Raw genomic sequence first — 22,911 nt, 5'->3', positions numbered from 1 at the left:
TCAGTCGATGACGGTTCGGGGTTTCCTGCCGGGGCGCATCTTCTGCACCTCTTCGAGGCCATCTAACCCCCTCGCTTCAAGCACGCGCAGCATCGCCAGCATGTTTGGCTTCGGTGGCTTTTCCCCGTTCTCCCATGCGCTGACAGTCGTCGCCGAGACGCCCAATGCGCAAGCAAAGGCCTTTTTGGTCATGTTGAGGCGCTGAATACGCAACGCTCGCAGCTGCTCGCCAGTTGGTGCCGCGTCGTCCTCCCCGGAGCGCGACGTCCGGGAACGGCGAGTCGCCGCGCGGCCACCCTTTGCCTTCACGACTTGAGCACGCAGCAACTCCCACTTGCCGGTGAGGACCAGATGGCTGAAGTAGGCCTCCAGCGTAGTCTTGGTAATTGATGGACTCGCCACCGACTGCCAGCTATCCCCGGTAGACCGCTTGAGCAAGATGAGGTCCACCTTCCCTCGAGCGCGGGCCTCATGCAACCGCATCCTGCTGGCATGTTTGAACAGGACGTGACGCACCGAGTGCCACTCCTCGTCCGACAGAGGCGTTCTAAAGCGTGCATCCCGGATATCGGCGTCATAGCCGCCGTCCTGTGGTCCCCTCCGTGCGGATTTGTCCCAGCTGCTCTTGCGCCTCGCGGGGGAGATTTGGTCAACGTCGCGGATGACGAACTTAGCCGGAACCTTGCCAGCGGCATGGGCCATCGGCGCCTCGAGCGGCACTATGGCAGCAATGGAGAGACGCGTGGCCAGAACCGAACAATGCCCCAGCTCCTGGCCGACAAAGGACATCGTCAGGCGGGCACGGGGAAGCTCGATATCAAAGCGCCCGTTGAGCGCGTATCGAAGAACGCTCGCATGCATCTTCCGAGCACTGGGATAGCAACTCGTCCAAAGAATGCTGACGGCCAGCTCAGGGGTGTCGTCGAGCGTTCTCGTTGTGCGGCTTGAAGAGAGTTTGGCTTGAAGGCCATCTCGTTCCTCGACAAGAACCGTCTTCAGCTGATACCCGACGGGCGAGAACATTGCCTCCCGCTGAAGCCTGTACATGCCAACCAACGCCTGGATGAGGACCTGAGCAGGCACAAAGAGATTGCGCGAGCCCACCGCCAGAACCCAGAACGACTGTGCGCGAGCCACGTCTTCGTGGATGCCTGCGAGGGCAGCAATCTCCCTCGCCTCGTCGACATCCAGTCGCTTCAGGTCCGCAAGGTCACATTCGACGTATCTTGAGTACTTCCTTGATTTCGCGTCGACAAGAAGAGAAGCTTCTACGGCACTGACCTCACGCGTGCCGTCGCTGCTCCACTCGACCAGGCGCGGTGCTGCCCCGGTGTTTCGAACTCCAACTATCCAACCCATGTCTGCCTCCATGCTACCGCCGGCGCAGCGAGCAAGGTTGAAGCAAGAGGCCAGTGGTGGCGTCTATGTGAAAAGGAAACCGGCCCTCAAGGAGGGCCGGTGGAATGGTCAAAGCTGACCTTAAATATCGAGGGCGTAGCGGTCTGAAATCGGCGCCCAATAGTCCTCGGTGATAGGCTCATCTGCCCACTCGAGCTCACCCAGCGCATGCTGCTCGTAGCGATTCAGCAGGTCCGGGTTGAACTTCTGCAGGTTCTGCAGGCGAACCCACTGGCGGTCGTCCCATAGTGCATCGAAGACGGGAAGCGAGAACTCCTCGATGCGGGGCTTGTCAGCGTTCAGTACAGCCAGGACCAGGTCCTCGACGTAGGCCGACTTGTCCAGCGAGGTCCTGTCGCGCATCCGCATCTGGACGATGAGACCAAAGCGCGTGCGCCGGGTGATGCGAAGCGAGAAGGTGACCTTAGGTTCTGCCGGCTTTCGTTTCAGGGGCATAGCGATTCCACGAAGTTGTCCTCCTTCGTGTAGTCACCTGTCTTTCACAACTTTCCCCATGGCGGCAGAAGTTGGAGGCTGCTGCAGTCCCGAGAGAAAGGTGAGACAGTGTTCGTGGAATGCTGCACGCAATCCAAAACACGACGCCTGCCGCGCTCGGAGTCCGGCCGGTGCGCTGCTAACGTGCTGATATGACGTACCAAGAACAACTATTGGCCGCCATGGCGCGCACACGTGCGTCGGGCTTGCCGTCTGGTGAACTCGCTTTTTCATCGGTTCTCAAGCCGATGACCGAGGAACATGGTTTCGAGCTGATGGACCGCCTTGCAGGTCTTGCAGAAGGTGCTGCGCTTTCACCTGCGGACATCGCTTTCCAGTGCGCAAGAGTCAGCTTCGAAATGAGAAAGCACGTCGGTGATGTGGCGTCGGTGCAGGCGCTGCTCACCATCGGCACGGTGGAAATGCAAGGTCGTCTCCTCTGGAACGCAAATGGCGGAATGACCTTGACGGACCTGTGCGACTCTGGCGCCTTTCACGTTTGGCTGACGCTGCCAGACATGCAGGTCATCGACTTCACGCTGATGATGACGTTGGCAGTGCAGAAGGGTCGAGACCCGCGTGAAGTGCATCCGATGGCGACGTATCCGGACTCAGAGCCGCATACCAAGTGGATTCCGCTCTTCACCGGGGATGCCGCCTACACCCGGCTCTTGAAGCTGGCCGCATAAGGCGGCCATCGCTGCTTGGAACCTGGGCGTCGTCGGCAAGAGGATGCCGCGGCGCCGCATGTCCGCGTAGACCACGTCGAGAACCGAGTCTTCGACTTGGGGTTGGGTGACAGCCTGCATGAATCATCTCCGGCGCGTGCGAGGGCTTGCCTCTTGAGGCGACGTGTAGCAACGCGGTTTATCGAGCCCGCTAGTCGTCCGTTTGCGTCAGGCTAGGCGCCCCGTCCCAAAGCTGCACCAGCGTCGACCACTGCTCAGCGAACGGTCGCTTCGCCACCTTGGCGAACGCGGCCTCCAGCACCGCATGCTTCACGCGGCCGTCGAACCAGAACGCCGGATACCAAAGGCGATGCCCCTTGTAGGAGGTCGCGAGGATGCGTCCGCCTCGGTAAAGAGGCGGTAACGCTCGTGCGGGGATGCCAAGCTTCGCCGCGGCGTCTTCGCCGCAGATGAGGTGCCCGGCGTTGATGAGGTCGCCTCTGGTGGCAACGGCACCAGCCTGGCCCGGCACCTCGAGCAGTTGGCCCGCCTGGGGCCGACGCCCATGCTTGGACGTTCGGAAAGCCAGGACTGCCTGCTGCAGGCGTGGAAGCGCGGCTCGCTTGTGGCGAAAGACGCCCCAGCCCCCAACCTCCTTCAGCACCGTGGCCACCGACACCCGCTGCTTCCTCGCAGCGTAGCTGTCGGCAACGCGATAGAAGGCTGCCGCCAACGCCTTGTCCTCATCGACACGCGACCGAGCGACCAGGCCTTTGCGCTTGTGACTGAGGTCAATGGCCGGCTCCGCGAGAAAGCGCTCCATCAGGAGGTGCTTGAGCGTCGCCGTCGGCCTAGTCGTCTTTGTTTGCAACAACTGCGCGGCCCAGCTGGCCTTGCTGTCAGGAACCAGCCCGCACGCCGACAGCGCCTCTTTGCCAAACACCGCAACGACGTGCTCGTTCAGCCGCTGGATATTCACATCCCCATCTGGCTTCAGCCATCCACGCTCGACAGCCAAATCCCGATAGTGGGTGCTGGGCGGAGAGACTGGCGGCTCAAGCCCGCGGTGGGCGTGCCGAGCAACGTCCGCCGCCACCTTGACCCACCGCTGGTCGACCGGCTTGGCAACACAGGGCCGGCCGCGACAGTTCCGCGGTAGGTCGTAGCTGATACCTCCGCCCACGATACGCAGCTCGGTTGAGAGCAACACCCTTCCATGAGCGTGGCACACCAGCGCGCCCGGCAGCTGATGAGCGGTTCGCCAATACGACTCGCCGATGGAGCGCAGGTCCTCGGCGACGCAGTCCTGGCAGTACCGGCGATGCGACGTTCCTTGGACGGCTGTACGCATGACCGACCCGAGTGCCTGGCCGCCGCAGACGCCGCTCAGCGCATTGGCAACAGCCCGCTCCCAGACGCCGCGCGCCGAGAACGCGGTTGCGAAGGCCAGCACGGTGTGGCCTGCCAGCAAGTCAGTCGGCGCCATGTCGAACAGCTCGGCCAGATAGGGCAGAGGTGTGAAGCCGAAGAATGCTGCTCCTGAACCGCCGCCCGCGGCTTGACCGGACCTGAGCACTTGGCTCAGCGTCAGGTGATAGTGGCGGCAGCCTCGGACCAGCGCACTCGATACGAGTTCGCCGGCGTACGGACGGGCCAGGAGCAGCATGGGGCGATGTCAGACGTCGTCGTGCTTGGTGGCCAGAGCGCCGGCCTTCGTCAGCCTGGAATGCACCGTCCCCTCGTCGCCCTTCAGGGCGTCGGTGAGCTTCACCAGCTTGGCCGGGATATCGAGTTCAGCGGCCTGCGGCGACTGGGCTTCCTTGGCCTTTCGCTTCTCGTCGGCCTCGGCACGGAGCTTGCGCTTGAGGTTGCGCTCGTTCATCTCCGCCGCCACCTTCGCGTAGGTCGGCCCGGCGCGCAGTTCCACCGGTGCGATATCCGGGTACCGCACCAGGGTCTCGGGGTCCTGGGCCTCGTGAGCCTCAAGCGCCTCTTTCACGGCCTTGTAGCCGAGTCGGAACGCCTCGCGAATGACCACCTCCGTCAGCTCTTCGACGCCGTCGTGGATGGCCTTGCGCTGAGCCGAGGCGAACAGCTTGACCATGATGTCCGGATTGCCCTGCGTGAGTTCGAAAAACAGGTTGGCGCGTTCGTCGCTGAGCTTCACCGGCTTGCGAACCCACTGGTATTTCCAGAGCTTGCGGAGCAGCGCCTCGAATTCGTTGGGCTTGCGGACGTCGCCGCTGCGTTCCAGGAAGCCCCAGTACTCAGTGCCGTGCCCAACGGAGCGCCGTTCCTTCGAGAACCGCCCGGACATGACGTCGTGCAGCTCATTGGTCCCGACGAGCACCAATGGCACGCCCAGCTTGTTCGAAGCGGCAATCAGCAGCTGGATGAGCGGGGTTTCATGCTCGTGCGACAGTTTCTTGTGCTTCGGCTCGGCCTCTTGTGCCTTGCGTTTGAGTTGGTCCTCAGTCGGCTTTTGCTTCTGTGATTCGTCCGCGATGAGCAGGCCGACGCCATGCTTGGTCAGGAGGCTAGCGGCGTCGTAGATGCGCTCGCCAGCGTTCTTGCGGTTCACATTGCGCAGGTAGATATCCGCATATCCGGCAAACGGCAGACGCCGATGCAGCGCGTCAATGATTGCAGTCGCCAGGCCGTGTTCGCTCTGGCCGCCCGGCGGCATCTCAAAGATGAGTGCTGGCACTTGCCACATGGAGTCGTGCACGATGACGTCTGGGAGGAGGCCTGCAATTCGCTTCATCGTTTGCGTCTTGCCAGCACCGGAAGAGCCGATGAAGGCTGTGGAAAGCTCCGCCCCGGCGTCGCGTGAGCGAAGTGCCTTGGCTGACTTAGCCTCTGGCAGGTCCTGAAACTTGACTCCGCTCTTCTTGGCTTCGTAGAGGCGCTGCAGCTTCTGCCTGTGTTCGGGCAGGAAAGGCTCGCGGCCCACGTAGCCTTCCATCATCAAGTCCAGGAGCGCGCGGGCCATCGCAGTGGTGCGGGGCAAGGCGACCAGGCAACGGCTCAGGCGACCGATGTAGGTGCTCCGAACTGCGTCCGGTTGACTACGCTCCGACTCATCGAACAGAGGCAAGTCTTCGAGCCCGGCGATGAGCTCATCGTTGTCCAGATAGAAAGGCAGCGCGGAGATGAGCGGGTTGCCGTGATATTCCGGGTTGGGGTGGTCTTGGTAAGTCGCTTCCACGTAGCGGTGAGCGAGCTGTCGGCGTGGCTTGCTAGCTTCATTCGAGGTCATCGTCATCTCCTTCGAAGAGTTTGTTCAGGACAGCGGCCTTCATGCCCACGGGCGTGGGGGCCGGTAGGGCTTCGTTCTGCGTGAGAGTGGTTTCGGCGGGCTCTGGCGTCGTCGCCGGCGGCGAGGCGCGCGCCGGTGCGGCGGCCTCGCCGTTCGGCGACGGAAGAGCCTGCGCAACCGAGCGGTCGGCCCTGGTGTTGACGGCTCGGGCCGCGGGACCTGCCTTGCCGCGCACGGCGGGCTTGCCTTTGGTCGTCAGGCCATCTCGCTCGTCGGCCACTGACTTGTTCAGGCGCAGCGTCAGGTTGTCTTCTGAGCCCTCAACGTCGTTGCTCTTGCCGTTGTGCGTCAGGCTTGCCACTTCGGCTCTGCTGTAGCCCTTGTAGTGCTCGTTGTATTCGGTCAGCTCAGCGAGGAAGTAGCGTGAGGTGTCGGACGGGTCGATGATGTAGATGCTGTCGACCAAGCCGGGGTTGTGGCGGACCTGCACATCGAACGTGCCACGCTTTGGGGCGCGCGTGAACCAATCGCGCTCCACCGCCTCGGCCGCTGTGTACAGGCAGTCGCCAAAGCTGATGCCGTCCTGTGTCACCGTCGCGGTGTCTTCGAGCAGCAGGTTGAAGCGCACGTCTTGCTCGTCGTAGTGCGACAGCAAGCCCATGTGGGTGCGAATGCTGCGGGTGAAGACCTCGCAGGGAATAGGCTGGTAGCCGGCGCGAATCTCCGTGGGCGGCAGCTTGTAGGTGGTGTGCGCCTTGCGGTTGTGGTCGATGACGATGCGCAGCAACTGATGACGCAGCTGGTCGAGCGTCATCTTTGCGTCGCGGTAGTACTTCTTGCCCCGCCGGACCTTCGTGTTGCGAGCGGGCTCATAACCAGCGCGCAGCCGCTTCATCGGCACGTGCACGAGCTTGAACGAGCACTCGACCAGCCCCTTACCGGCGGACCAGAGCGCTCGGGCGTTCGTGACGGTGGTGTGCAGGCCTGTAGCAATGGTGTCGCTTGCGAGGCTCACCATCTCGCCACGGTCGCCGAAGAAGCGCTGAGGCATCAGGCCGTGGGCCGGCCAGTCGGCCTCGTTGTAAGGCACCTTGGCCCGCTTGCAGAGCTCGCGCTTGTCCGCAAAGATGGACAGCACCGCCTGGGTCGCGCCGGCCCAGGAAGGAGCGTCCAGGGAGACGTAGAAGCCGACGATGAGGCGGCTGAAGCGGTCGACGACCAGGTACATCGTCGCCTTGCCAATGATGGTGCGACCGTCCTCGCGGGCGACCAGCCAGACGTCCACCTGCGACGCGTCGATTTCATAGACGTCGCCGGCGCCTTGGCAGTCTTGCAGGACGTGGCCAATGGTCGGCGCCCAGTTGTTGTCGTAGTCGGCCTGGCTGTGACGCGCTGCGTGACGTTCGGAATCCGTCAGCTCCGCCTCGAGGACTGAGCGCAGCTGACGCTCTGTCGGGCGCTCACCCAGCGGAAACTGCCGGATGACACCGTCCGGGTCCACGAAGCTGTAGTGCTTGAGCATGAGCTTGTCGTAGACCTCCTGCAGACTCACCGTGGAGTCTTCGAGGTAAACGCTTCGCACCATCTTGACGGCCTTGGCCCGGAGCTCATTGGTCCAGACGTAGGGCTCGTAGTCGGCATAGATGGGCTTGCGACCACGCGGGTTGCCGTCATGGACGCTGCGGCCGCACTTGTGCAGCTCTGGTGTCATTGCCTCCGGCGTCATGCCGCCCTGCCAGGCCATGCGCAGGAGCTGTCGGACGTGCAGACCGCTCACCTTGTGCTCGTCGGCGATTTCATCGACAGCGTACTGGCGCGTCTCTCGGCGGTAGAGGCGGCTGTCGCGCAGGTGGTTGCTGACAACGGCCCAGCGGGCAGTTCGCAGGGTGAGCGCGGCCTGGGTGAGCTTGGTGGGCGCGGCCAGTGCGCCCTCGGTTTTGAGCTGGGAGCCCGCCACCCGCACCCAGCCCTGCTGCTTTGCCGCCAGCTCGAAGTCGGCCGGCTGCCAGACCTGGGGATTGGCGTTCTCAGACTGCGTGTCGATGGTGACGACCTCACCGGTGTCCGCCAGCAAGTCGATGACGCGCAGGTGCCGGCCATCGCGAGCTTTAAGCAGGGTGCGAATGGGATACATGGAACTCCTCAGGCAGCCTTCTGGGCGCGCTGCGCTGCGACCTCGGGAAGAAGCGACGCCACAGAGGCCAGGTGGATGGGGCCGCCGGACAAATCCGCCTGCAGCTTGTGGTCCCATAGCAGGAGCTGCATCACTCGCAGGCCGCAGCCGGGGAGCAGTCCCCAACGAGCATCAAACTCAGCGCAGTAGTCCTTGACCAAAGCCCGCGGCTGTTTCGCGTGGATGTCGAAGAGCATCTGCGCCGGTAGCTCGTCGAAGAGGCCTTCGACGGTGACGACTTCAAGGGGCTTGCGGGCGCCGGCCCGTATCCACTCGAGGTTGCGGATGACCTGCCGGTCAAAGGTCTCATCGGTGACGATGCTGTGCTTCCAGCCCCGCTGCTCGCAGTACATCCGATGTATGGACAGCTTCTCCAGGACTCGCTGGTCCAGCAGCGCGGTGGACTCCTTGGCGTCGTAGACCTCGCGATAAAGATTGCCCTCGTCATCGCGACGCACGACAACGGCGTCCAGGGTCATCACGAACGGCACCTTGGTGCCGATGAACACGGAATGCTTGACGCCCAGGACGTTGGCAATGGCCAGCGTGTGCTCGCGCTCCATGGCGCGCTGCTCCTGGAAGTCGACGAAGTTCTTGCCGTACTCCGCCTTCAGGAAGAGCGCTCGCTCGATGTTCGAGAAGAGGTTGTGCACCCGCCCCGTCTTCGGGCTGTGAATGCGGTGTGAGTTGCCCTTCGAGCTGAACGTGTGGACCGTTTCCCACGGCTTGTACGACAAGCCTTCGCCCGAGCCAAAACCATCGCGTATGCGCTTTCGGATATCGGCCTCGGTAACCTTCTTGCGTTTAGGCATGGAACGACTCCTCTCTGGTTGATTAGCGTTTTGCTTGCTTGCGTTCAGCCTTGAGCGCGACCTGCGCTTCGATGGCGAACTCGATTTCGACCTCAGCCTCGATAGCGCGGTCGGCGTTGGCGGCCAGGCCCTCCCGCCACTCGGCGAGGCCCTCCAGGCACTTCTTCAGCGTGCTGGCGCGCGGCACCTTTGCGCCCATCTCATTTGCTTCCAGATAGGTCCGCTCGCCGGTGTAGTTGTCCTCCGGCGCGACCGTCTGCACGGCCACGTGGCAGTCCGCGACCTTGTCGAAGAGCCAGCGGATTTCCTTGAGGGTCAGCGCACCGGGTTTCAGGGTCACCTTGGCGTCGGCGTCGCCGCCAGGGCAGACCGGGCTGGACCACCACTTCTCGATGGCCCAGTTAAGCATCCAGCGCAGCGGCAGCAGGTCGTGGCTGAACTCGACGCGGAAGCAGTACGTCCGGTCTTCGGCCCCCTCCGGCGTGGGCTCGGGAAGGCGGCGGCTTGCGTAGAACTCGTCTTGGATAGCGAGCCAGCCGTCGCTAACGATGTGAGAGGCGTGGTTGGCGGTAGTGGGGGTGGCGGCGGTTTGTGCGTTGTTCATTGCGTGTTGCTTGTTGGTTCTGTGCGGTGCCGAGCGAACTTCGGCTCAGCGCTGGAAGCGGGCGTCGACGTAGGCGACGCGGATGCAGTTCATGCAGGTGCGAAGGTGGCGCCTGAAACCACTGGCGTCGTGCTCTGGCGACGGGACGTTTCGCAGGACCACGTCGACGTGCGTTCGGTCTGGCTCAGGCATCAGGAACTTCACGATGCCCGGCACGTCGAACAGGGAGAGGTACTCGTGGACCAGCTTGGTAAAGGCCGTCAGCAGGTCGAGGCGTGGTGACCGGGCGGCCAGGCGCGCTTGCGCTTCGGACAGCTGAAGTGCTTCGGCGCCGTCGGCGACCTGGAAGAAGTTCTCAAGCAGCCAGCGAAGTTCAGGCAGCCCGAGTTCGCTGGATTCCAGCGTCACCCGCATTTCGATGCCCCTGGAGGACGCGTTGGTCAGTTCCAGGTCCAGGCACATCGGAGAGAGGAAGTTGGCCAATTGCCAGACCTCATAGCGGGATGCGAGTACGACGTGGACGGTGCGTAGCTCTTGGCTTTGCTTTGGCGTCTGCGCGCCGAATGCAAAGGCGTTGTCTTGGTCCGTTCTTGCCGACGGGTTCGTATTCATATGTCTTGCTCGGTGTTGGGATTGCGCTGTGGGACTGCAGCGATTGATGTGTTGTCTCGTCCCGTCTTGTCTTCTTGTTCTTGGTGATGCCCGGGGAGGGCATCGGACGCACATAGGCGTCGCCAGGCGGAGAGCCTGGGCCGCTCGACCTCACGGTCACCGGCGGTGCGGTTGGCAGCGCCGCTCCTCCGGAGACGAACCCGGGGTCGGCCTGCGCTTGGCAGTTTTAAAGAGCAAGGCGCTTCGGAAGCGCGATGACGCCATCCTATCTATTGCAATACCGTAGTGCAATAGACTGCGTTACATTTATGTTGAAATGCGGGGTCAGCACGAGAGAAAGAAGAGATGCCCAAGAAGGCGAAAGGCGGCCCGCGCGATTCGGTCCTTAGCGTGCGCCTGCCGGCGAAGCTGCGCTTCGGCATTGAGCTCATTGCCCGTCGCGAGCGGGTGCCGATGACGGACGTCATCGTTGCCGCGATTACGGATGCGTTGGGTTCTGAGAACAGCGGCCTTTTCGTCGACCTGCCGGACGAAGAGCTGCCCGTCTACCTGCTTCCCAGGGTCTGGGACGAGCGGGAGAGCGTGCGCCTGGTCAAGCTGGCGCTCGTCTACCCAACGCTGCTCACCAAGCCGGAACGGGACCTGTGGGACCGCATACGGGCTGAGCCGCGCTACTGGGATGGCAAGGCCAAGAAGAGCAGCCTGAGCATCGAGGACCTGCGCGCTGACCGGCTCGAAGCCGACTGGGCGGCCCTGAACACAGCACCGTCAGACGAGTAAAAAAGGGGGGAGCGCGTGAGCGACTCCCCCTGAACCACATCTGCTTGAAACTCCGTTCACCGAGCTGATGTTGCGATGTATAGGCACTGGTGAAACGGGGGCGAAGATTTAGGTCGCCCCAAGTGAAATCAGGATTCGACTGGCACCGGCAGCAGGGTGTCGAATGGGCTTGGCAGCTCTCCCTCCGAGAACTGGCAAGGACCAAGCGTCAGGCCCCAGTCGCCAGGGTTTTCTCGGAAGACTGAGCACTTGGCGACGTAGGTCCCGGTTCGAGTCTCGACACCGATGGTGACAGCACGAGGCGGCCCCGGCATGTCGAGCACCGTCATCACATAGTGCGCTTCCAACTCAGCCGCCTTCTGGCGCACCACCCTCGCAGCGAGGGTCAGAGCCTCCGCCGAGGTGTCCTCGAACTCGATGAGCTGCGTCTGGTTGGTTGCGAAGTTGCCTGCAAAGCAGCAGCGAAGTGGCTGCTCGGGAACGTGCCGAAGCACTCTCGTCACCGTCCGGATAGCGCCCTCTGCGAGTCCCCTCGCCTCATCGGGCAGCAGCGATAACGTAGTTTCTTCCATGGGTGCCACTATCAGCAGAACGGGAAGTAGATGAAGTCGTTGCGGTTCTTCAACGTCTTCTTCCAGCCCTTGGGGTCCCGAGTCGTCAGGGGGCGCTTGATGAGGTCCTTCGGCAGGTGGTGATGCGCCGTGCGCAGGTGCTCGTCGGCCAGCGCCGTCGGCGTGTGCCACAGCTCATACGAGAAGAGGTCCAGCCCTTCGAGCAGCAGACCGTAGTTGTCGGCCGGAGCCAGGTGGCGGAACTGATAGAGGTGCGGGTTAAGCCGCAGTCGCAGGTTGATTGCCGGGAGCGGCCAGGCGTCTTCGCCGGGCTCGATGAACTCGACTTGACCGGTGTGACTGCCGGCATGCGTGACCACCGTCAGCTCCGTCATGTCCATGGCGTACATCGCCGCGACGATGGTTGCCGGGTGCGTGGTCGCGAGCAGGCGTCGCTCGCCGAGGTAGAGGTCGGCGACGGGCACCGCGTTGTCGTTTAGGAAGAAAGTCAGCGTGAGCTTCGGTGCCTTGTTGTCAGAGGCGTTCAGGTAGATGACGGTCATGAGAGGTAATCCTTTGATTGGGGTTGAGTGCCTGCGCGCCGGGATGACGGGCAAGCACTGCTTCGAAATAGCGTGGTCGGCTTAAATGCGCTCGTTGACGCGCAGGTCGCGGGGCACGGCGCGCACAGCAGCGGGCAGCAGATTCGCGCGGTACCAGGCGACCAGGGACTGGACCTCGCTCTTGCTCTGCGTGCAGAGGCGCAGTGCCGTCGCGAAGCGGCGAACGAACAGTGCTTCAGCGGTTTCGTCCTGGCGCTTCAGCAGGCTCCAGCTGATGCCTTCGGCCAGCGCGATGACATCAGGCGGCAGGCCCTTCTCGTCGGCGCGCAGCTTCGAGGTGCGGCCTGGGAAAGTCGGCAGTCGAAGCTCGACGGTGCCGACATTCAGCACGAAGGCGACGACGCCGAGGGTGATGGCGTCTTCAATCCAGATGGCGTGGCCGGCGCACTCGAGGCGGCCGCCGAAGGCCTTGCCGGGTTCGCGGTTGTGGCGCTGCTTCTTGCAAGGTGCCAGGGTGAGCGTCGCGTGTCGCTTCGACGAAGCGCTCGCGGCGGCGTTGCGGTTGGCGGGCGTTGCCGCGGAAGCGTGGTCACGGGTGACGATGTGGTTGTTGTTGTGCATCGGTATCTCGTGTTGCGCTCGGCGAGTGCGAGCGTTGATGTGGGGTGCTGCGAACCGTGCAGGTGGCTCTCGGTTCGTCAGGGGGCGCCCGACTCGGGTCGGGTCTTGTGCCTTCTCGGTGAGAAGGAGAAATCGGTCGTCACAGAAGGACGGGTCCGTCGCAGCCGACAGCTATTGTTTTTTTAGTACTCCCTACAGGCGGTTACTCGGCTCTGCGGGTCAATGGGCTGCTAAAAGCTTTTTAAAGAGCAACTGGTCGAGCGCAAGGCGCTGGGCCAGGAAAGTCACAGACGGACTTCGGGTGTCGTGGTTTCTCGGGGTGTCCTCGGTTCAGAACGAACCGGGAGCGAGGGTTGAACGAGCTTGCTGTCGTTCAGTGGCCTCTGGTGGCGTCGGGGCGTGCCCTTGCCGGTGGTGCTGCTTCATGCAGTGAGGGCAACTCTAACCATGCCGGCGAGCGCCCAAGGCGAATGTCCGGCCTCGTGCGTGACGGATTTCGCAGCTCAGCCAGGTCGCGGCCGGCCGCCACCCAGTCTTTCAGCGCTGAAAGTCTGAAAGGCACCTATCCCGCGCTGCCTTTCAGGCGTGAAAGCATTCCTGCGCTTTCAGCGGTGAAAGTCTGAAAGGTCAGGGACTCGCCATGGCACTTCCCACTTTCCGCGGGGTAAGTCAGAATCGGACTGTTAACAAAAGACAGCAGAAAGCCATGTTCCTGACCTTTGATGCACTTGAGGGCCGCGTGCCGGTGCAAGCCCGAGCGTCCGGGTTTCAGTACTGGGGCGCTGCGGTTCTACCCAAAGCCGTGCCGTGGTACCTGGTCAATATCCGCCGTCGCACCTCCGCCAGGCAGGAGACGCTCTTCATTGCTTGCGAGTCCATGCTCGTGGAGCTGCTCAGCGACCTGCAGGGTGACGAGGTCGTGAGCCTGATGCGCTTCGACGCCGACGACGGCCCATCCAACGACTGGAAGTTCACGCGGGTCGACGAGGTGTGGTGCGACTGGATGCTCCCGGAAGGCTGCCGGCTCTTCTTCAAGGTGCAGGGCGAGGTCACCCTGCGGGATGCTCGCCTTCTGCCCACCGGGGCGCGCGAGAAGGGTTGGCTCCTGACCCGTGTTGGCCAGGCGCCGCTGCTTGCGGCGTAGCTGATGCAGGACGACCATCCCTCACCACTGCATGCCATCTACCTTGGCATCGCCGGCGTATTTCATCCAAGCCGGCCGCTCTACGAGTCGGTCTTCGGACGCAGCCCTGAAGAGGATGGTCATTCTGAATACGAGGCTGCTCCAGTAGTGCAGCAACTACTGAAGGACTGGCCCTCCGCCCGCATCATCCTCACCTCGACCCTGCCCTGGCGAGATGGCTTGAGTTCCGTCCTCTTCAACCTAGGCCCGGAAGTCGCTTCGCGCGTGCTTGGGTTCACCTACGCTGACCTCACTGCCAAAGCTCAGCTGGGGCCGCGTGGCCAGCCTCTGGGCAGCGCCGACTACTGGCGCCATGTGAAGGCAGAAATAGTGCGGCTCCACGTCGGTTGGGCCAAGCCAGCTGCATGGATTGCCGTTGACGATGAAACCCTTCTCTGGTCCGAGGAGGAGCGACGCCAGCACTTCGTGCAAGTGGACGGGCTTAAGGGCCTGCTCGACCCGGTGGCTCAGGACCAGCTGCTCACCAAGCTTGCCGGGAACTTCGGTCCGCCTCAGCCCCGCTCAGCCTAGTCAATCGTGTGGCGCCCGTATCGGCGCTCGATGCGACCCGCCAGTTCCGAGAGCGATAGGTCGAGGCCGTAGGCCAAGCGGAACATCACGCTCAAAGTTGGCTGCTTCCGGCCCACCTCCATCAGCGAGATATAGGGGCGGTCGAGCCCACACCGGACCGCCAGGTCCTCCTGGGTCAGCTCAAGCTCATCACGGCGTGCTTTGACCTCCACGCCGAGAGCCTCAACAAGGCCCGGAAAACTGCTCGGTTTCATCGCGGCCGCAGTGTTGGCCCGCTGCTGCCTTTTGACACGTGTCAATTGACAGCAAAATGCGCGACGCCGTTCTCGTACCATCGCCGTCGGTTGCGCAAAGAACATCTGGGAGGATGCTTTGAAGCTGAAGAAGACGCTCACGGCGCGGTTGTCACCTGCGCGTTCGGTCCCTCAGCGGTCGAGCGCCTGGGGTCACCCCATCCTGGCGGCGCGTTGAGATGGCGACCTTCAGAGTTCGCGTCCTCATCCTCTGCAAGACCTATCCGGTCCCGAGCTCGAAGTACTCCGAGACGTCGTGCGTGGCAGGGATGACCGAACAAGGGAAGCTCATCCGACTCTTCCCCGTGCCGTTCCGGCTGATTTCCGACGACCAGCAGTTCCGCAAATGGCAATGGCTGACGGTGCTGGTCGAGAAGGCCCGTGAGGACCATCGGCCAGAAAGCCACCGCATCTTCGTCGACCAGATTGAATGCGACCCCGCGCCGTTGCCAGCCGGCAAAGGCTGGCCGCACCGGATGGAAACGCTCCGGCGTGTGCCCATCTACTCGGACTTCGCCGCCATTGAGGCAGACCGGGTCGCCCACGGCAACACGCTTGCTTTGCTGCGTCCCGCGCGAATCCTTGGCCTCGACATCAAGGCGGCGAAGAGCGAGGACTGGACAGAAGAAGAGCGAGACAAGCTGCTCCAGATGGAAAAGCAGGCTGGTCTGTTCTCCGAGGAAGAGAGCAAGCGCCAAGTTGCACTGCTAAAAAAGATTCCCTTCGACTTCCACTATCGCTACGAATGTCTTGTCGACGGCAAGCCCGTCGTTTGGAAGCACAAGATTTCAGATTGGGAGGCAGGCGCTCTCTACAGGAAACTGCGGGGCGAGCTCGGCCCAAACGGATGGGAAGCTCCGTTCCGCCAAAAGTACGAGCAGGAGCTGCCAAAGCTCGACCTGATGCTGTTGATGGGAACCATGCACCGCTTTCCCGACCAGTGGCTGGCCGTCAGCGTCATCTGCCCGCCTAGGCCACCGAACGAAGACCCGAATCAGGCAGCGCTGTTTTAGCGGTCAGGTGCATCACCAGCGGGCCGCCAAGCTTGCGAGCAGCGCGCGCCACATAGGTCCGATGGCAGGCCTCATAGTCGGCCTCGAAGCAGACCAGGCATGAGGTGGTGGCTTTCGCCAGCTTCACCAACTCGCGCACGGTGGCGTCTTGGGTGTCGACGTAGGCGAGAAAGTCCCGGGTATAGCTCGACCAGTCGCGGTCAGCCTTGTAGCGGTCGCGCACATCCTTCGGGCAGCCAAGCGCCGGAACGTGGAAGTAGGCAACGCCTGCATCTGCCAGCGCGTGTGCAAACGCCGTCTTAGAAAAGCCCTTCTTGCGCGAGAGTGGAAGCTCCCTGACATCCACGACGGTTTGGATGCCAGATGCCACGACTCGCTCCACGAAGGAGTCGATGTCGAATCCCTCGTATCCGAGCGTATAGAGGCGGATGGGCTGGCTGATTGGCATGAGCGCCGCAGTGTACCGAGGCCGCCCATCGAGCCGCCCTTTTCCCGCCGCGCAGAGCCAACGCCTCCGCGGCAGCACCACGGCGCTGATTGGCCTCTCTGCCGCCGAGTGTGGATTTGTTCCGGATTGCCGCCGGCTCGCGGTGCGCCGTTGCAGCCGCGCCCCTTGCTGTCAATTGACACGTGTCAATTGACAGCAGAATCTGACCTACTCGAATCACAAGGGACCTGTCATGCCCAACGTCCTCAGTCGTCTCCTGCCCGCCTTCGCCTGTGCCGCAGCGCTTTTGGTCGCATCCGGCTGCGCAGGACCGGCGGCGCGCCAACCGGCTCATCCTCCCGCCCCACCAGTCACGGCAGACACGCCATTCGCGTCACTGCAGACCATCTTCTTCGCGAAGTTCCCGGATGCGGTGAAGCTCGTCGGGTCGGACAGCTACCTGCCGACGACGGCCCAAGCGTTCAAAGATTTGCGTGACGCCAACGCCACCGCCCAAGATGACTTCGCTGCCTGGTGTACGTTGAAGTCGGGAACGCTCTACCGCAACCCCTGGCGCCCTGACAGTCCCAACGACGTGCGCGCGGCCGTGAAGACAGTCCAGGACCTCATCTACGTCACCACCCGGCGATACACCGACGAAGACGAGACCGTGTGCCAGGTCCAGGGACGCCCTTACGTCCTTCACAGCAAGCAGCAAACGCTTGGCCCGGTCGGCGGAGCGTTCACGCGTGCCATCGCTTGGGTCTCCGCCGACGACCTCGCAAAGTTCGGACCGCTCGCTTTGCAAGCCAGGGAGGCAGAGAAGCGACAGGCCCTCAAGAAGCAGGCAGACGAGGCTGCTGCTGAGCGCACCAAGCAACAGGCTGCCGCCGCAAGCCGTGCTGCGCTCCTTGACCGCTCGCCGAAGGGAACGCAAATCGCATGCGGGGGCCACCAGTACGCCGACCAGGCCGTGACGACCATGATGCTCATGTGCAACGGCCTCGGCGTGTTCTTCGGCGACTTTGCCCAACACGGCTGGCGTGTCGTCTCGCAGCGAGCGACCCCGCAGGAGATGAACGGTGTTACCCAGGGTGCCCAGGTCGACGTGGTCTTCGAGAAGGTTCGCTGACGACGGGCGGCCTGCAAGGATGTTCAGGACGCTCTCAGGGCCTCTAATCGAGTCGGAGGCCGGTCAAGCTCACTTCCGCAGGGCTGCTGCGCTGCTGGTGTTCGTGAGCGCCGCGGTCGTTTGGATGGTTCGGCCAACCTTGGTTGGTGCCCGCGAACTCGAGGCGATTGCCAGCTATCTCGCGTACTCCCAGCTCTGGTGCTCGCTGGTTGAGCGTCGCATCGGCAGTGACGCCAACCGTCAGGGCACCGCTCTGGTCCTTGACCACCTTGTGTTCGCGTCAGGCCTGGCCATGAGCGGCCGAGTGCTTGCAGTGCTCGCGTGGGTTCCGGTCACCACAAGCATCGGACATGGCCTTCGCTTTGGCCAGAGGCGCGGCATCTGCTCAGCCATCATCGGCGGCGTGTCGTTGTTCTGCGCCGTGTCCTGGGGGCCGGCATGGATGCTTGCTCCCGAAATTGCTGTCGCCTTCGCAGCCACGGCTCTCATTACGCCAATCTATGCAGTTCGGCTCGCCCAGACCATCCAGGCGCAGCGGCGGGACACCGAAGCACGAGCAGCAGCCCTTGAGACGGAGGTGCGCCTGGACGCGCTGACCGGTGTTCTGAACCGCAAGGGGTTTGACGAAGCCTGGCGGGAGGCCGTGCGCGAGGCCGAGTCGAAGAATCTGTCACTGGGTCTCGTGTATCTGGACCTGGACGGCTTCAAGGCCATCAACGACAACCATGGCCACTCCGCGGGCGACGAGACCCTATGCAGGGTTGCCGGACTGGTCTCAGCGGCAGTCCGGAGCACAGATGCGGTGGCGCGCTTGGGTGGGGACGAGTTTGCCGTCCTGGTCCGAAGCCCGACCAGCGCTGCTGACGTCGACCAGGTCGCCGTGAAACTCGTTGCGGCAATTCGTGGCCAGGACTGGTCCGGGTTTGGCGGCCAGCTCGACGCGAGCGCGGGCGCTGTCTTCGTCGCCCCAGGCGAATCCTCGGGCACGGCCATCCAAGAGGCTGACGAGCGCATGCTGGCTGCGAAGCGCGCTCGCAAGTCAGCGCGGCGCTGAGGCCGCGCTGCAACTCCCCAAGGACCTAGTCAACAGCTCCCCGAGCCCGAGGCGGTTGCTGTTTGAACCTAGTCACTCGCTCCCTGAGGCAATGGCAAACGCTGCCCGACACTTAGTCACTTGCTCCCTCAGGCTTAGCCCGCAGCTCCCCGACTCTTAGCTTGTGGCTCCCCACCTCATAGTCTCTGGCTCCCTGGCCAGCCGATGACGGAAGCCGCAAGTCCTTCCAACGTCTCAAAGTTTTGAGCCCTTAGTTCAGGGGCGTGGTGCAGAAAAGAGAAGAAAGAGAAGAGAGAAGGACGGCGGGCATGCCTGCTGCTGGCGATGAAAGCTGCTCCGCGCGCCGCCAGCTGACCAAGGGACTTGATGTCGTCCGCGCTGCTAAGCCGCAGCCCAGCGATGTCAAAGCACTTGCCGAAGCTGTTCGCGACGGTTGGTTCGCCGGTTACTCCCTTCTTAGACCTCAGCTCCCTAGGGTCTAACCGCGACTTAGCCGTTCAGCAATCGTTCTGAGGCGATTCTGAGACTAGACTTCTCGAGTAGGACAACCCTGGAGTTCTGGATGGCCAAGACCGTAGACCAAATTCGCGAACAAATCGCCAAGCTGCAAGCCCAAGAACAGGCGCTGCTGCAAAAGGAAGCGCTCGGCGTCATCGCCCAAATCAAGGTTGCGGTTGAGCACTACGGCATCACGCCCGAGCAAATTTTCGGCACCGGCGCCGCTGCCAAGAAGACGGCAGCCAAGAAAGCCTCTGCACCGCGCGGGACGGCTGCGAAGGCATTGAAGAAGGCAGGACGCGCCAAGCCCGCCAAGGCCGAGAAGCCAGCAAAGGTGGCGCAATCAGCGAAGCCCAAGAAGGCCGCCAGCATTGCCAAGGGCACCAAGATTGCCGCGAAGTACAGGGACGATGCGGGCAACGCTTGGTCCGGCCGCGGAAGCCAGCCTCGTTGGCTGCGGGCCGCTATCGAAAGCGGCAGGAAGCTCGAAGACTTCGCCGTCGCTTGAGCAGCAAAGTGAGGCAGCATCGTGAAGGAGATTCGCGTCCGCTGGCTCTTCGGTCTGCACGAGGATGACGAAGGCCGGCCGACGGATGGCGGTCTTTGGTGGCCCGATACGCCAGAGAACCGTCGCGACCTGACCATCATCATCGAAAGCGGCTGCGAAGTCGCTGGTGAAGGTAGCCACTGGCTCGAAGAGCGAGAGGCATAGCCAGCCCGTCTGAACTCAATAGTCATGCCGCCCCAATCCGCTCGCGTTCTGGTTGCCCTCAAGCGCCCCGCCGACTACTTCGACGTCCACCCCGAGCTCGTTGCTGAGAACGCCATGCGCCCTGGGCAAGGATGGGAACTGGTTCGAGACGACGGTGCAGAGGTCGTCGTTGCGCCTGACCGGCCTGAGGAGTACGAGCGCGTCGCCGCCAAGGTTCTCGTAGCAGAGATGGTCGCGCCGACCTGGCCGGCCTGGAGAATCGTCAAGGAATAGCGGCAATCCCGCCCGGGAAGGGCGCTCGGGACGCCTTGCGCCGCTTCCTGGACGCCACCAAGGCGAACCTGTTCTTCGGCCGAGGGGTGGCTATTGTCGAGGGACCAGCCGAGGCCCTACTTTTGGCAGAGCTCGCCAAGGCGTGTGGTACGTCGTTTCGAAGCACGGCCTAGCCGTGGTGAACGTCGGCGGCGTCGGGTTCTTTAACTACGCTCGAATATTTCAGCGCGCCAACGAAGGGGAGGTCATCCCAATCCCAGTCGCGTGCCTGACGCTGCGAATGGCTATGTCACCAAGCCGGAGAAAGGGAAGCGATTTGATTCCGACTACTCCGCCGAGGAGAGGGCTGCGGTTGTGAAGGCCAAGGTGGACCGCGCAGCAGGCGGGCGCACCATCGTGTGTGCGTCAGACCGTTGAACGTTCGAATACGACCTTGCGCGCCACGGCCGCGGTGACCAAGAAGAGACGCCCTGTGCACATGCAGCAGGGCGTCTGAAAAGGGCGGGGTGGTGGCCTAGTTAGACGAACGCTCGGTCGGTGCATTGACAGTCAGTATGCTTCGCTCGGCAAGCATGAGCGCGATATTTGCAGGGGTCTGCGCGTCGAGCGCCGTGTACGTACTCAGCGATTTCCAGATGGCCAGCGATGCACCAAGCCACTTCAGAGGCCGGGCGCCGCGACCTCCTCAGCCCTCGTTTTGCATGAGGCTGCGGAAGTCCGGACTCGAACTGGCTCGGACGTAGACCTGTGCAGGTAGCGTGACGCCGTGCCCCGAGACATCGTGCAAGACCGCGACCACTTGGTAAACCGTCTCGGCAGGTTGGGCCATGCCGTCGTACTTGTAGATGAACTCGCCCCTAACGGGCAAACGCTGGAAGCTGATTTCATCAAGATGCGTCGTGAGGGCATTGGCCACATCAGTGATGAGAATGACTTTGGCAAGGCAAGACATGGGCATGAGAAGTTGAGTTGTTCCTATAAGGCGTATAGCAAACGGACTCGTCGCACCTCTATCAGGCCAAAATTTTCAACGGACACATCTTCGAGCGCCCGTCCCGACATCCCAAGCATTCATGAGCGACGGTCCCCGAAGCCTTGCTGAGATGCAGGCGTCACGACGCCAACAAACCCCAGCCGCTGGCTGCTGGTTGAAGCGAAGGCGCGGGCCTCACGGCCGATGGAGAGGTTGTCCATGCTGACCTCCGACGAGACGGTGAGTCTTCGCACTGTGCCCCGCCAAGTGCAAGATGCCTGGCAACACGACGCCTGCGAGGTGCTCACCGCCCGCAGCTCCTCCCGAGCTCTCGGCATTTGCTTTGGCCGCCTTCTTGTATCGTCTGGTCGATACATCGTCTCCGTCGCTCCGGTGTCAGCTAGGAGCACGCTCTCGGAGCGCGTCGTCTAGGTACCAGTCCTTCGCGAACTGGTTCAGGTCTTCCATCTGCTTACCAACGACGCCGAGCCACCCACCGGTCCACTGACCGTAGGCCAGGGACCCATCAAGCTTGTAGACGTTTCCCGGAAAAGTGCGCAGCGTGTAGATGGGGTTTTGGTGCTCAAACTCCTCGCCTAGCTTCCGAAAGTAGCCTCCGTCCAGCATGAATTTGGGCGTCCCCCTGTACTCGAGAACAACGCGGTCGAAGTTGGAGCTCTTGTGACCCTCGGCGCTATGGAGAAGCGCCCGCATGATGTCAACCATGGCCGCTTCGTCGTCAAAGCTCCGCAGGTCGACGACGAGCGTGCCAGGGGCGACGCCGTAATGGTAGTGGAACCAAAAACTGAGCTTGCTGTTGCGACTGTCCTCTGCAAGGCGCTTGGCCGCAGGACGATACGCTCCAAAATAGTTCATGCCCCCAATACCAAGAGCGACGGCGGCTGCGAATGTCGCAATCCAATATTTCTTCTGCATCCTTCCCCCTTCTGTGGTTCTGATGGCCTATGTAGCCAGTCAGGTGCTTAGTGGTCTAGAAACCTTGTAGGCAAGGTATGGAAACTCCAAGCGCTTCTGTTCGAACCGCCTGCCGGTCCGCAGGGGCCTTCAAGCAGACCACGGTAGACCATGAGCTCTTGCTCAGTGAGAAGCGTTGGGTCTGCGTTCCTTGACTGCGCGGGCTCGTCCACAACTCGTTCCTAATGACTCTCAAGAGTCTCGGCATCCATCATCGTCGACAGGACGCTGCCAAGGCTCGTGTGCGTTCGTGGCAGGCTGGAGAAGCCGCACGTGTCGATGTCATTCCTGCACAGGACTGATGCCCGGAGCACTCATGAGAGTTGTTCACGCGGCGCGGTTGCGTTGCCGAGCTTGATGAGCGCCATCGCTCCTGATGTGCTGCGTAGCGGCACATTGGCAGAGGCGAGTGCATATTGCGTGAGCGGGTTAGAACAAGCGCACAAGACTGCTCAAGCGTCAGTGGATAGAGCGCCGATAGAACTTGGGCGGCTTACGGCGAGCCCGCTTCTCGAGCCAGCTGATGAGGCCATATGTGCCAAGGACGGCCGTCATTCCCACCGGCAGCAGTGAATAAATGCCAAGCCCCCAGCCGTCAGCAACTTCGAGCCCAAAAGTGGAGTTGACCCAGCCAGGCAGCACCCACATAACGAAACCGCCAGCGGCGCCTCCGACCATCAACCCAATCTTTGCCCAGTTGCCGCGGTCCTCCCGGCTCAGGCCATAGCCCACATCTGCGTGGCAACCGAGGCATACATGGTCGCCATCTGGTACACGAGTTCTGCAAAACGGGCAAATCCAAGCGGGACCTTCAAGGTGGGCACCGGGGAACGGCACTCCGAGGTGTGCCTTCGCCCAGAGCTCTCGCTGAGCACGCCACTGGTGCAAAACCTCAACTGGGTAGGCGCCAGGGTCGACATCAATCTCACGTGAGTGAGTCTGGCAAAGCCAGATTGCATTCTCTATTGAACGCCGCTCTTCCGGTGTCTGGTTCGGGTCATACCGTGGGCCGCCCGGAGACCTCGCCTTGATGTGCGCAGCGACGCCAATCGACGTGGATGCGACGGGCTCCTCGTTCGGCCCGGTGGTCAGGCATGCACAGCCGGGCTTGGAGCAGTGGTTGCCTGCCCTCTTCTGAATCTCAATGATGGTTGAGCGCGTGAACGCGCTATCTGCGTAGCGGTCTGTCATCCCTTAACTGTGCGAACTATCAATCGGGCGAGCCAAATGCGTAGTCTGAATATGCGACCAGCTCTGCTGAGATTGAGAGACAGGACTGCCAGTGCGATGAAGACGCATCTAAACCGCTAT

The 22,911-nt window shown here is 62.5% G+C and carries 26 protein-coding genes; 10 read left to right on the top strand and 16 right to left on the bottom strand.

Annotated elements, in window-relative coordinates; all coding sequences use genetic code 11:
- Positions 1-1,359: a helix-turn-helix domain-containing protein gene (locus tag AC07VX_RS23245; RefSeq protein ID WP_493167003.1), complete on the bottom strand. Its 1,359-nt coding sequence runs from the start codon at positions 1,357-1,359 to the stop codon at positions 1-3.
- A 120-nt stretch (positions 1,360-1,479) separates the two neighbouring features.
- The gene (locus AC07VX_RS23240) at positions 1,480-1,854 is read right to left on the bottom strand and encodes a hypothetical protein (RefSeq protein ID WP_493167004.1); all 375 of its coding nucleotides are present in this window, start codon (positions 1,852-1,854) and stop codon (positions 1,480-1,482) included.
- Between the two features lie 191 nt (positions 1,855-2,045).
- On the opposite strand from AC07VX_RS23240, the gene AC07VX_RS23235 reads away from it, so the two are divergent.
- Entirely contained in the window at positions 2,046-2,582 is a 537-nt protein-coding gene (locus tag AC07VX_RS23235) for a hypothetical protein (protein ID WP_493167005.1), read from the top strand.
- Between the two features lie 190 nt (positions 2,583-2,772).
- On the opposite strand, the gene AC07VX_RS23230 is transcribed toward AC07VX_RS23235, so the two are convergent.
- The 6 genes from AC07VX_RS23230 to AC07VX_RS23205 are packed head-to-tail and all read right to left on the bottom strand — an operon-like array spanning position 2,773 to position 10,021.
- The gene (locus tag AC07VX_RS23230) at positions 2,773-4,227 is read right to left on the bottom strand and encodes a TniQ family protein (RefSeq protein WP_493167006.1); all 1,455 of its coding nucleotides are present in this window, start codon (positions 4,225-4,227) and stop codon (positions 2,773-2,775) included.
- A 9-nt stretch (positions 4,228-4,236) separates the two neighbouring features.
- Positions 4,237-5,820, bottom strand: coding sequence for an ATP-binding protein (locus AC07VX_RS23225; RefSeq protein ID WP_493167007.1), 1,584 nt, complete (start codon positions 5,818-5,820; stop codon positions 4,237-4,239).
- The gene (locus AC07VX_RS23220; RefSeq protein ID WP_493167008.1) at positions 5,807-7,954 is read right to left on the bottom strand and encodes a TnsB C-terminal domain-containing protein; all 2,148 of its coding nucleotides are present in this window, start codon (positions 7,952-7,954) and stop codon (positions 5,807-5,809) included. The genes AC07VX_RS23225 and AC07VX_RS23220 overlap by 14 nt, the downstream gene beginning before the upstream one ends.
- Positions 7,955-7,962: 8 nt before the next feature.
- Entirely contained in the window at positions 7,963-8,805 is an 843-nt protein-coding gene (locus AC07VX_RS23215) for a TnsA endonuclease N-terminal domain-containing protein (RefSeq protein WP_493167009.1), read from the bottom strand.
- Positions 8,806-8,827: 22 nt separating this feature from the next.
- Positions 8,828-9,409, bottom strand: coding sequence for a hypothetical protein (locus AC07VX_RS23210; protein WP_493167010.1), 582 nt, complete (start codon positions 9,407-9,409; stop codon positions 8,828-8,830).
- Positions 9,410-9,454: 45 nt separating this feature from the next.
- Positions 9,455-10,021, bottom strand: a complete 567-nt coding sequence (locus AC07VX_RS23205) for a hypothetical protein (protein WP_493167011.1) — start codon at positions 10,019-10,021, stop codon at positions 9,455-9,457.
- A gap of 345 nt (positions 10,022-10,366) precedes the next feature.
- Here AC07VX_RS23205 and AC07VX_RS23200 point away from each other — a divergent pair, with 345 nt between their 5' ends.
- Complete coding sequence (locus AC07VX_RS23200) at positions 10,367-10,801, top strand: hypothetical protein (protein ID WP_493167012.1); 435 nt, start codon at positions 10,367-10,369, stop codon at positions 10,799-10,801.
- A 128-nt stretch (positions 10,802-10,929) separates the two neighbouring features.
- On the opposite strand, the gene AC07VX_RS23195 is transcribed toward AC07VX_RS23200, so the two are convergent.
- From AC07VX_RS23195 to AC07VX_RS23185, 3 genes are all read right to left on the bottom strand, one after another.
- Entirely contained in the window at positions 10,930-11,373 is a 444-nt protein-coding gene (locus AC07VX_RS23195) for a hypothetical protein (protein ID WP_493167013.1), read from the bottom strand.
- Between the two features lie 11 nt (positions 11,374-11,384).
- Positions 11,385-11,915, bottom strand: a complete 531-nt coding sequence (locus AC07VX_RS23190; RefSeq protein WP_493167014.1) for a hypothetical protein — start codon at positions 11,913-11,915, stop codon at positions 11,385-11,387.
- 81 nt (positions 11,916-11,996) lie between these two features.
- Positions 11,997-12,536 (bottom strand): hypothetical protein, encoded by a 540-nt coding sequence (locus tag AC07VX_RS23185; protein WP_493167015.1) that lies wholly within the window; start codon positions 12,534-12,536, stop codon positions 11,997-11,999.
- A gap of 706 nt (positions 12,537-13,242) precedes the next feature.
- Between AC07VX_RS23185 and AC07VX_RS23180 the strand changes: the two genes are divergently transcribed.
- Together AC07VX_RS23180 and AC07VX_RS23175 are read left to right on the top strand one after the other, a co-directional pair.
- Positions 13,243-13,680 (top strand): hypothetical protein, encoded by a 438-nt coding sequence (locus AC07VX_RS23180; RefSeq protein ID WP_493167016.1) that lies wholly within the window; start codon positions 13,243-13,245, stop codon positions 13,678-13,680.
- Between the two features lie 3 nt (positions 13,681-13,683).
- On the top strand, positions 13,684-14,250 hold the full coding sequence (locus AC07VX_RS23175; protein WP_493167017.1) for an HAD domain-containing protein: 567 nt from the start codon (positions 13,684-13,686) through the stop codon (positions 14,248-14,250).
- Here the strand turns inward: AC07VX_RS23175 and AC07VX_RS23170 are convergent.
- The gene (locus AC07VX_RS23170; protein WP_493167018.1) at positions 14,247-14,645 is read right to left on the bottom strand and encodes a helix-turn-helix domain-containing protein; all 399 of its coding nucleotides are present in this window, start codon (positions 14,643-14,645) and stop codon (positions 14,247-14,249) included. The genes AC07VX_RS23175 and AC07VX_RS23170 overlap by 4 nt on opposite strands.
- 77 nt (positions 14,646-14,722) lie before the next feature.
- Here AC07VX_RS23170 and AC07VX_RS23165 point away from each other — a divergent pair, with 77 nt between their 5' ends.
- Positions 14,723-15,556: a DUF8758 domain-containing protein gene (locus AC07VX_RS23165; protein WP_493167019.1), complete on the top strand. Its 834-nt coding sequence runs from the start codon at positions 14,723-14,725 to the stop codon at positions 15,554-15,556.
- Here the strand turns inward: AC07VX_RS23165 and AC07VX_RS23160 are convergent.
- A complete protein-coding gene (locus AC07VX_RS23160) occupies positions 15,513-16,004 on the bottom strand; it encodes a DUF488 domain-containing protein (protein WP_493167020.1) in 492 nt (163 codons plus the stop codon). The two genes, AC07VX_RS23165 and AC07VX_RS23160, sit on opposite strands and share 44 nt — an antisense overlap.
- A 232-nt stretch (positions 16,005-16,236) precedes the next feature.
- Here AC07VX_RS23160 and AC07VX_RS23155 point away from each other — a divergent pair, with 232 nt between their 5' ends.
- The 5 genes from AC07VX_RS23155 (at position 16,237) to AC07VX_RS23135 (ending at position 19,652) form a co-directional block, all read left to right on the top strand.
- Positions 16,237-17,115: a hypothetical protein gene (locus AC07VX_RS23155; protein ID WP_493167021.1), complete on the top strand. Its 879-nt coding sequence runs from the start codon at positions 16,237-16,239 to the stop codon at positions 17,113-17,115.
- A 19-nt stretch (positions 17,116-17,134) separates the two neighbouring features.
- Complete coding sequence (locus AC07VX_RS23150) at positions 17,135-18,169, top strand: GGDEF domain-containing protein (RefSeq protein WP_493167022.1); 1,035 nt, start codon at positions 17,135-17,137, stop codon at positions 18,167-18,169.
- A gap of 562 nt (positions 18,170-18,731) precedes the next feature.
- Positions 18,732-19,175, top strand: coding sequence for an H-NS histone family protein (locus AC07VX_RS23145; protein ID WP_493167023.1), 444 nt, complete (start codon positions 18,732-18,734; stop codon positions 19,173-19,175).
- Between the two features lie 21 nt (positions 19,176-19,196).
- On the top strand, positions 19,197-19,379 hold the full coding sequence (locus AC07VX_RS23140; RefSeq protein ID WP_493167024.1) for a hypothetical protein: 183 nt from the start codon (positions 19,197-19,199) through the stop codon (positions 19,377-19,379).
- Positions 19,380-19,403: 24 nt separating this feature from the next.
- Positions 19,404-19,652 (top strand): hypothetical protein, encoded by a 249-nt coding sequence (locus AC07VX_RS23135; protein ID WP_493167025.1) that lies wholly within the window; start codon positions 19,404-19,406, stop codon positions 19,650-19,652.
- Between the two features lie 685 nt (positions 19,653-20,337).
- Here the strand turns inward: AC07VX_RS23135 and AC07VX_RS23130 are convergent.
- The 3 genes from AC07VX_RS23130 to AC07VX_RS23120 all read right to left on the bottom strand — a co-directional run bounded on the left by AC07VX_RS23130 (position 20,338) and on the right by AC07VX_RS23120 (position 21,561).
- A complete protein-coding gene (locus tag AC07VX_RS23130; protein ID WP_493167026.1) occupies positions 20,338-20,604 on the bottom strand; it encodes a hypothetical protein in 267 nt (88 codons plus the stop codon).
- Positions 20,605-20,723: 119 nt separating this feature from the next.
- A complete protein-coding gene (locus AC07VX_RS23125) occupies positions 20,724-20,846 on the bottom strand; it encodes a hypothetical protein (RefSeq protein ID WP_493167027.1) in 123 nt (40 codons plus the stop codon).
- Positions 20,847-21,021: 175 nt separating this feature from the next.
- A complete protein-coding gene (locus tag AC07VX_RS23120; protein ID WP_493167028.1) occupies positions 21,022-21,561 on the bottom strand; it encodes a hypothetical protein in 540 nt (179 codons plus the stop codon).
- Between the last annotated feature and the right edge of the window lie 1,350 nt (positions 21,562-22,911).

Source organism: Roseateles sp. GW821-FHT03B02 (assembly GCF_059421025.1).
The sequence above is the reverse complement of the archived record's forward strand: the minus strand, read 5'-3'. Positions and strand labels throughout refer to the sequence as shown.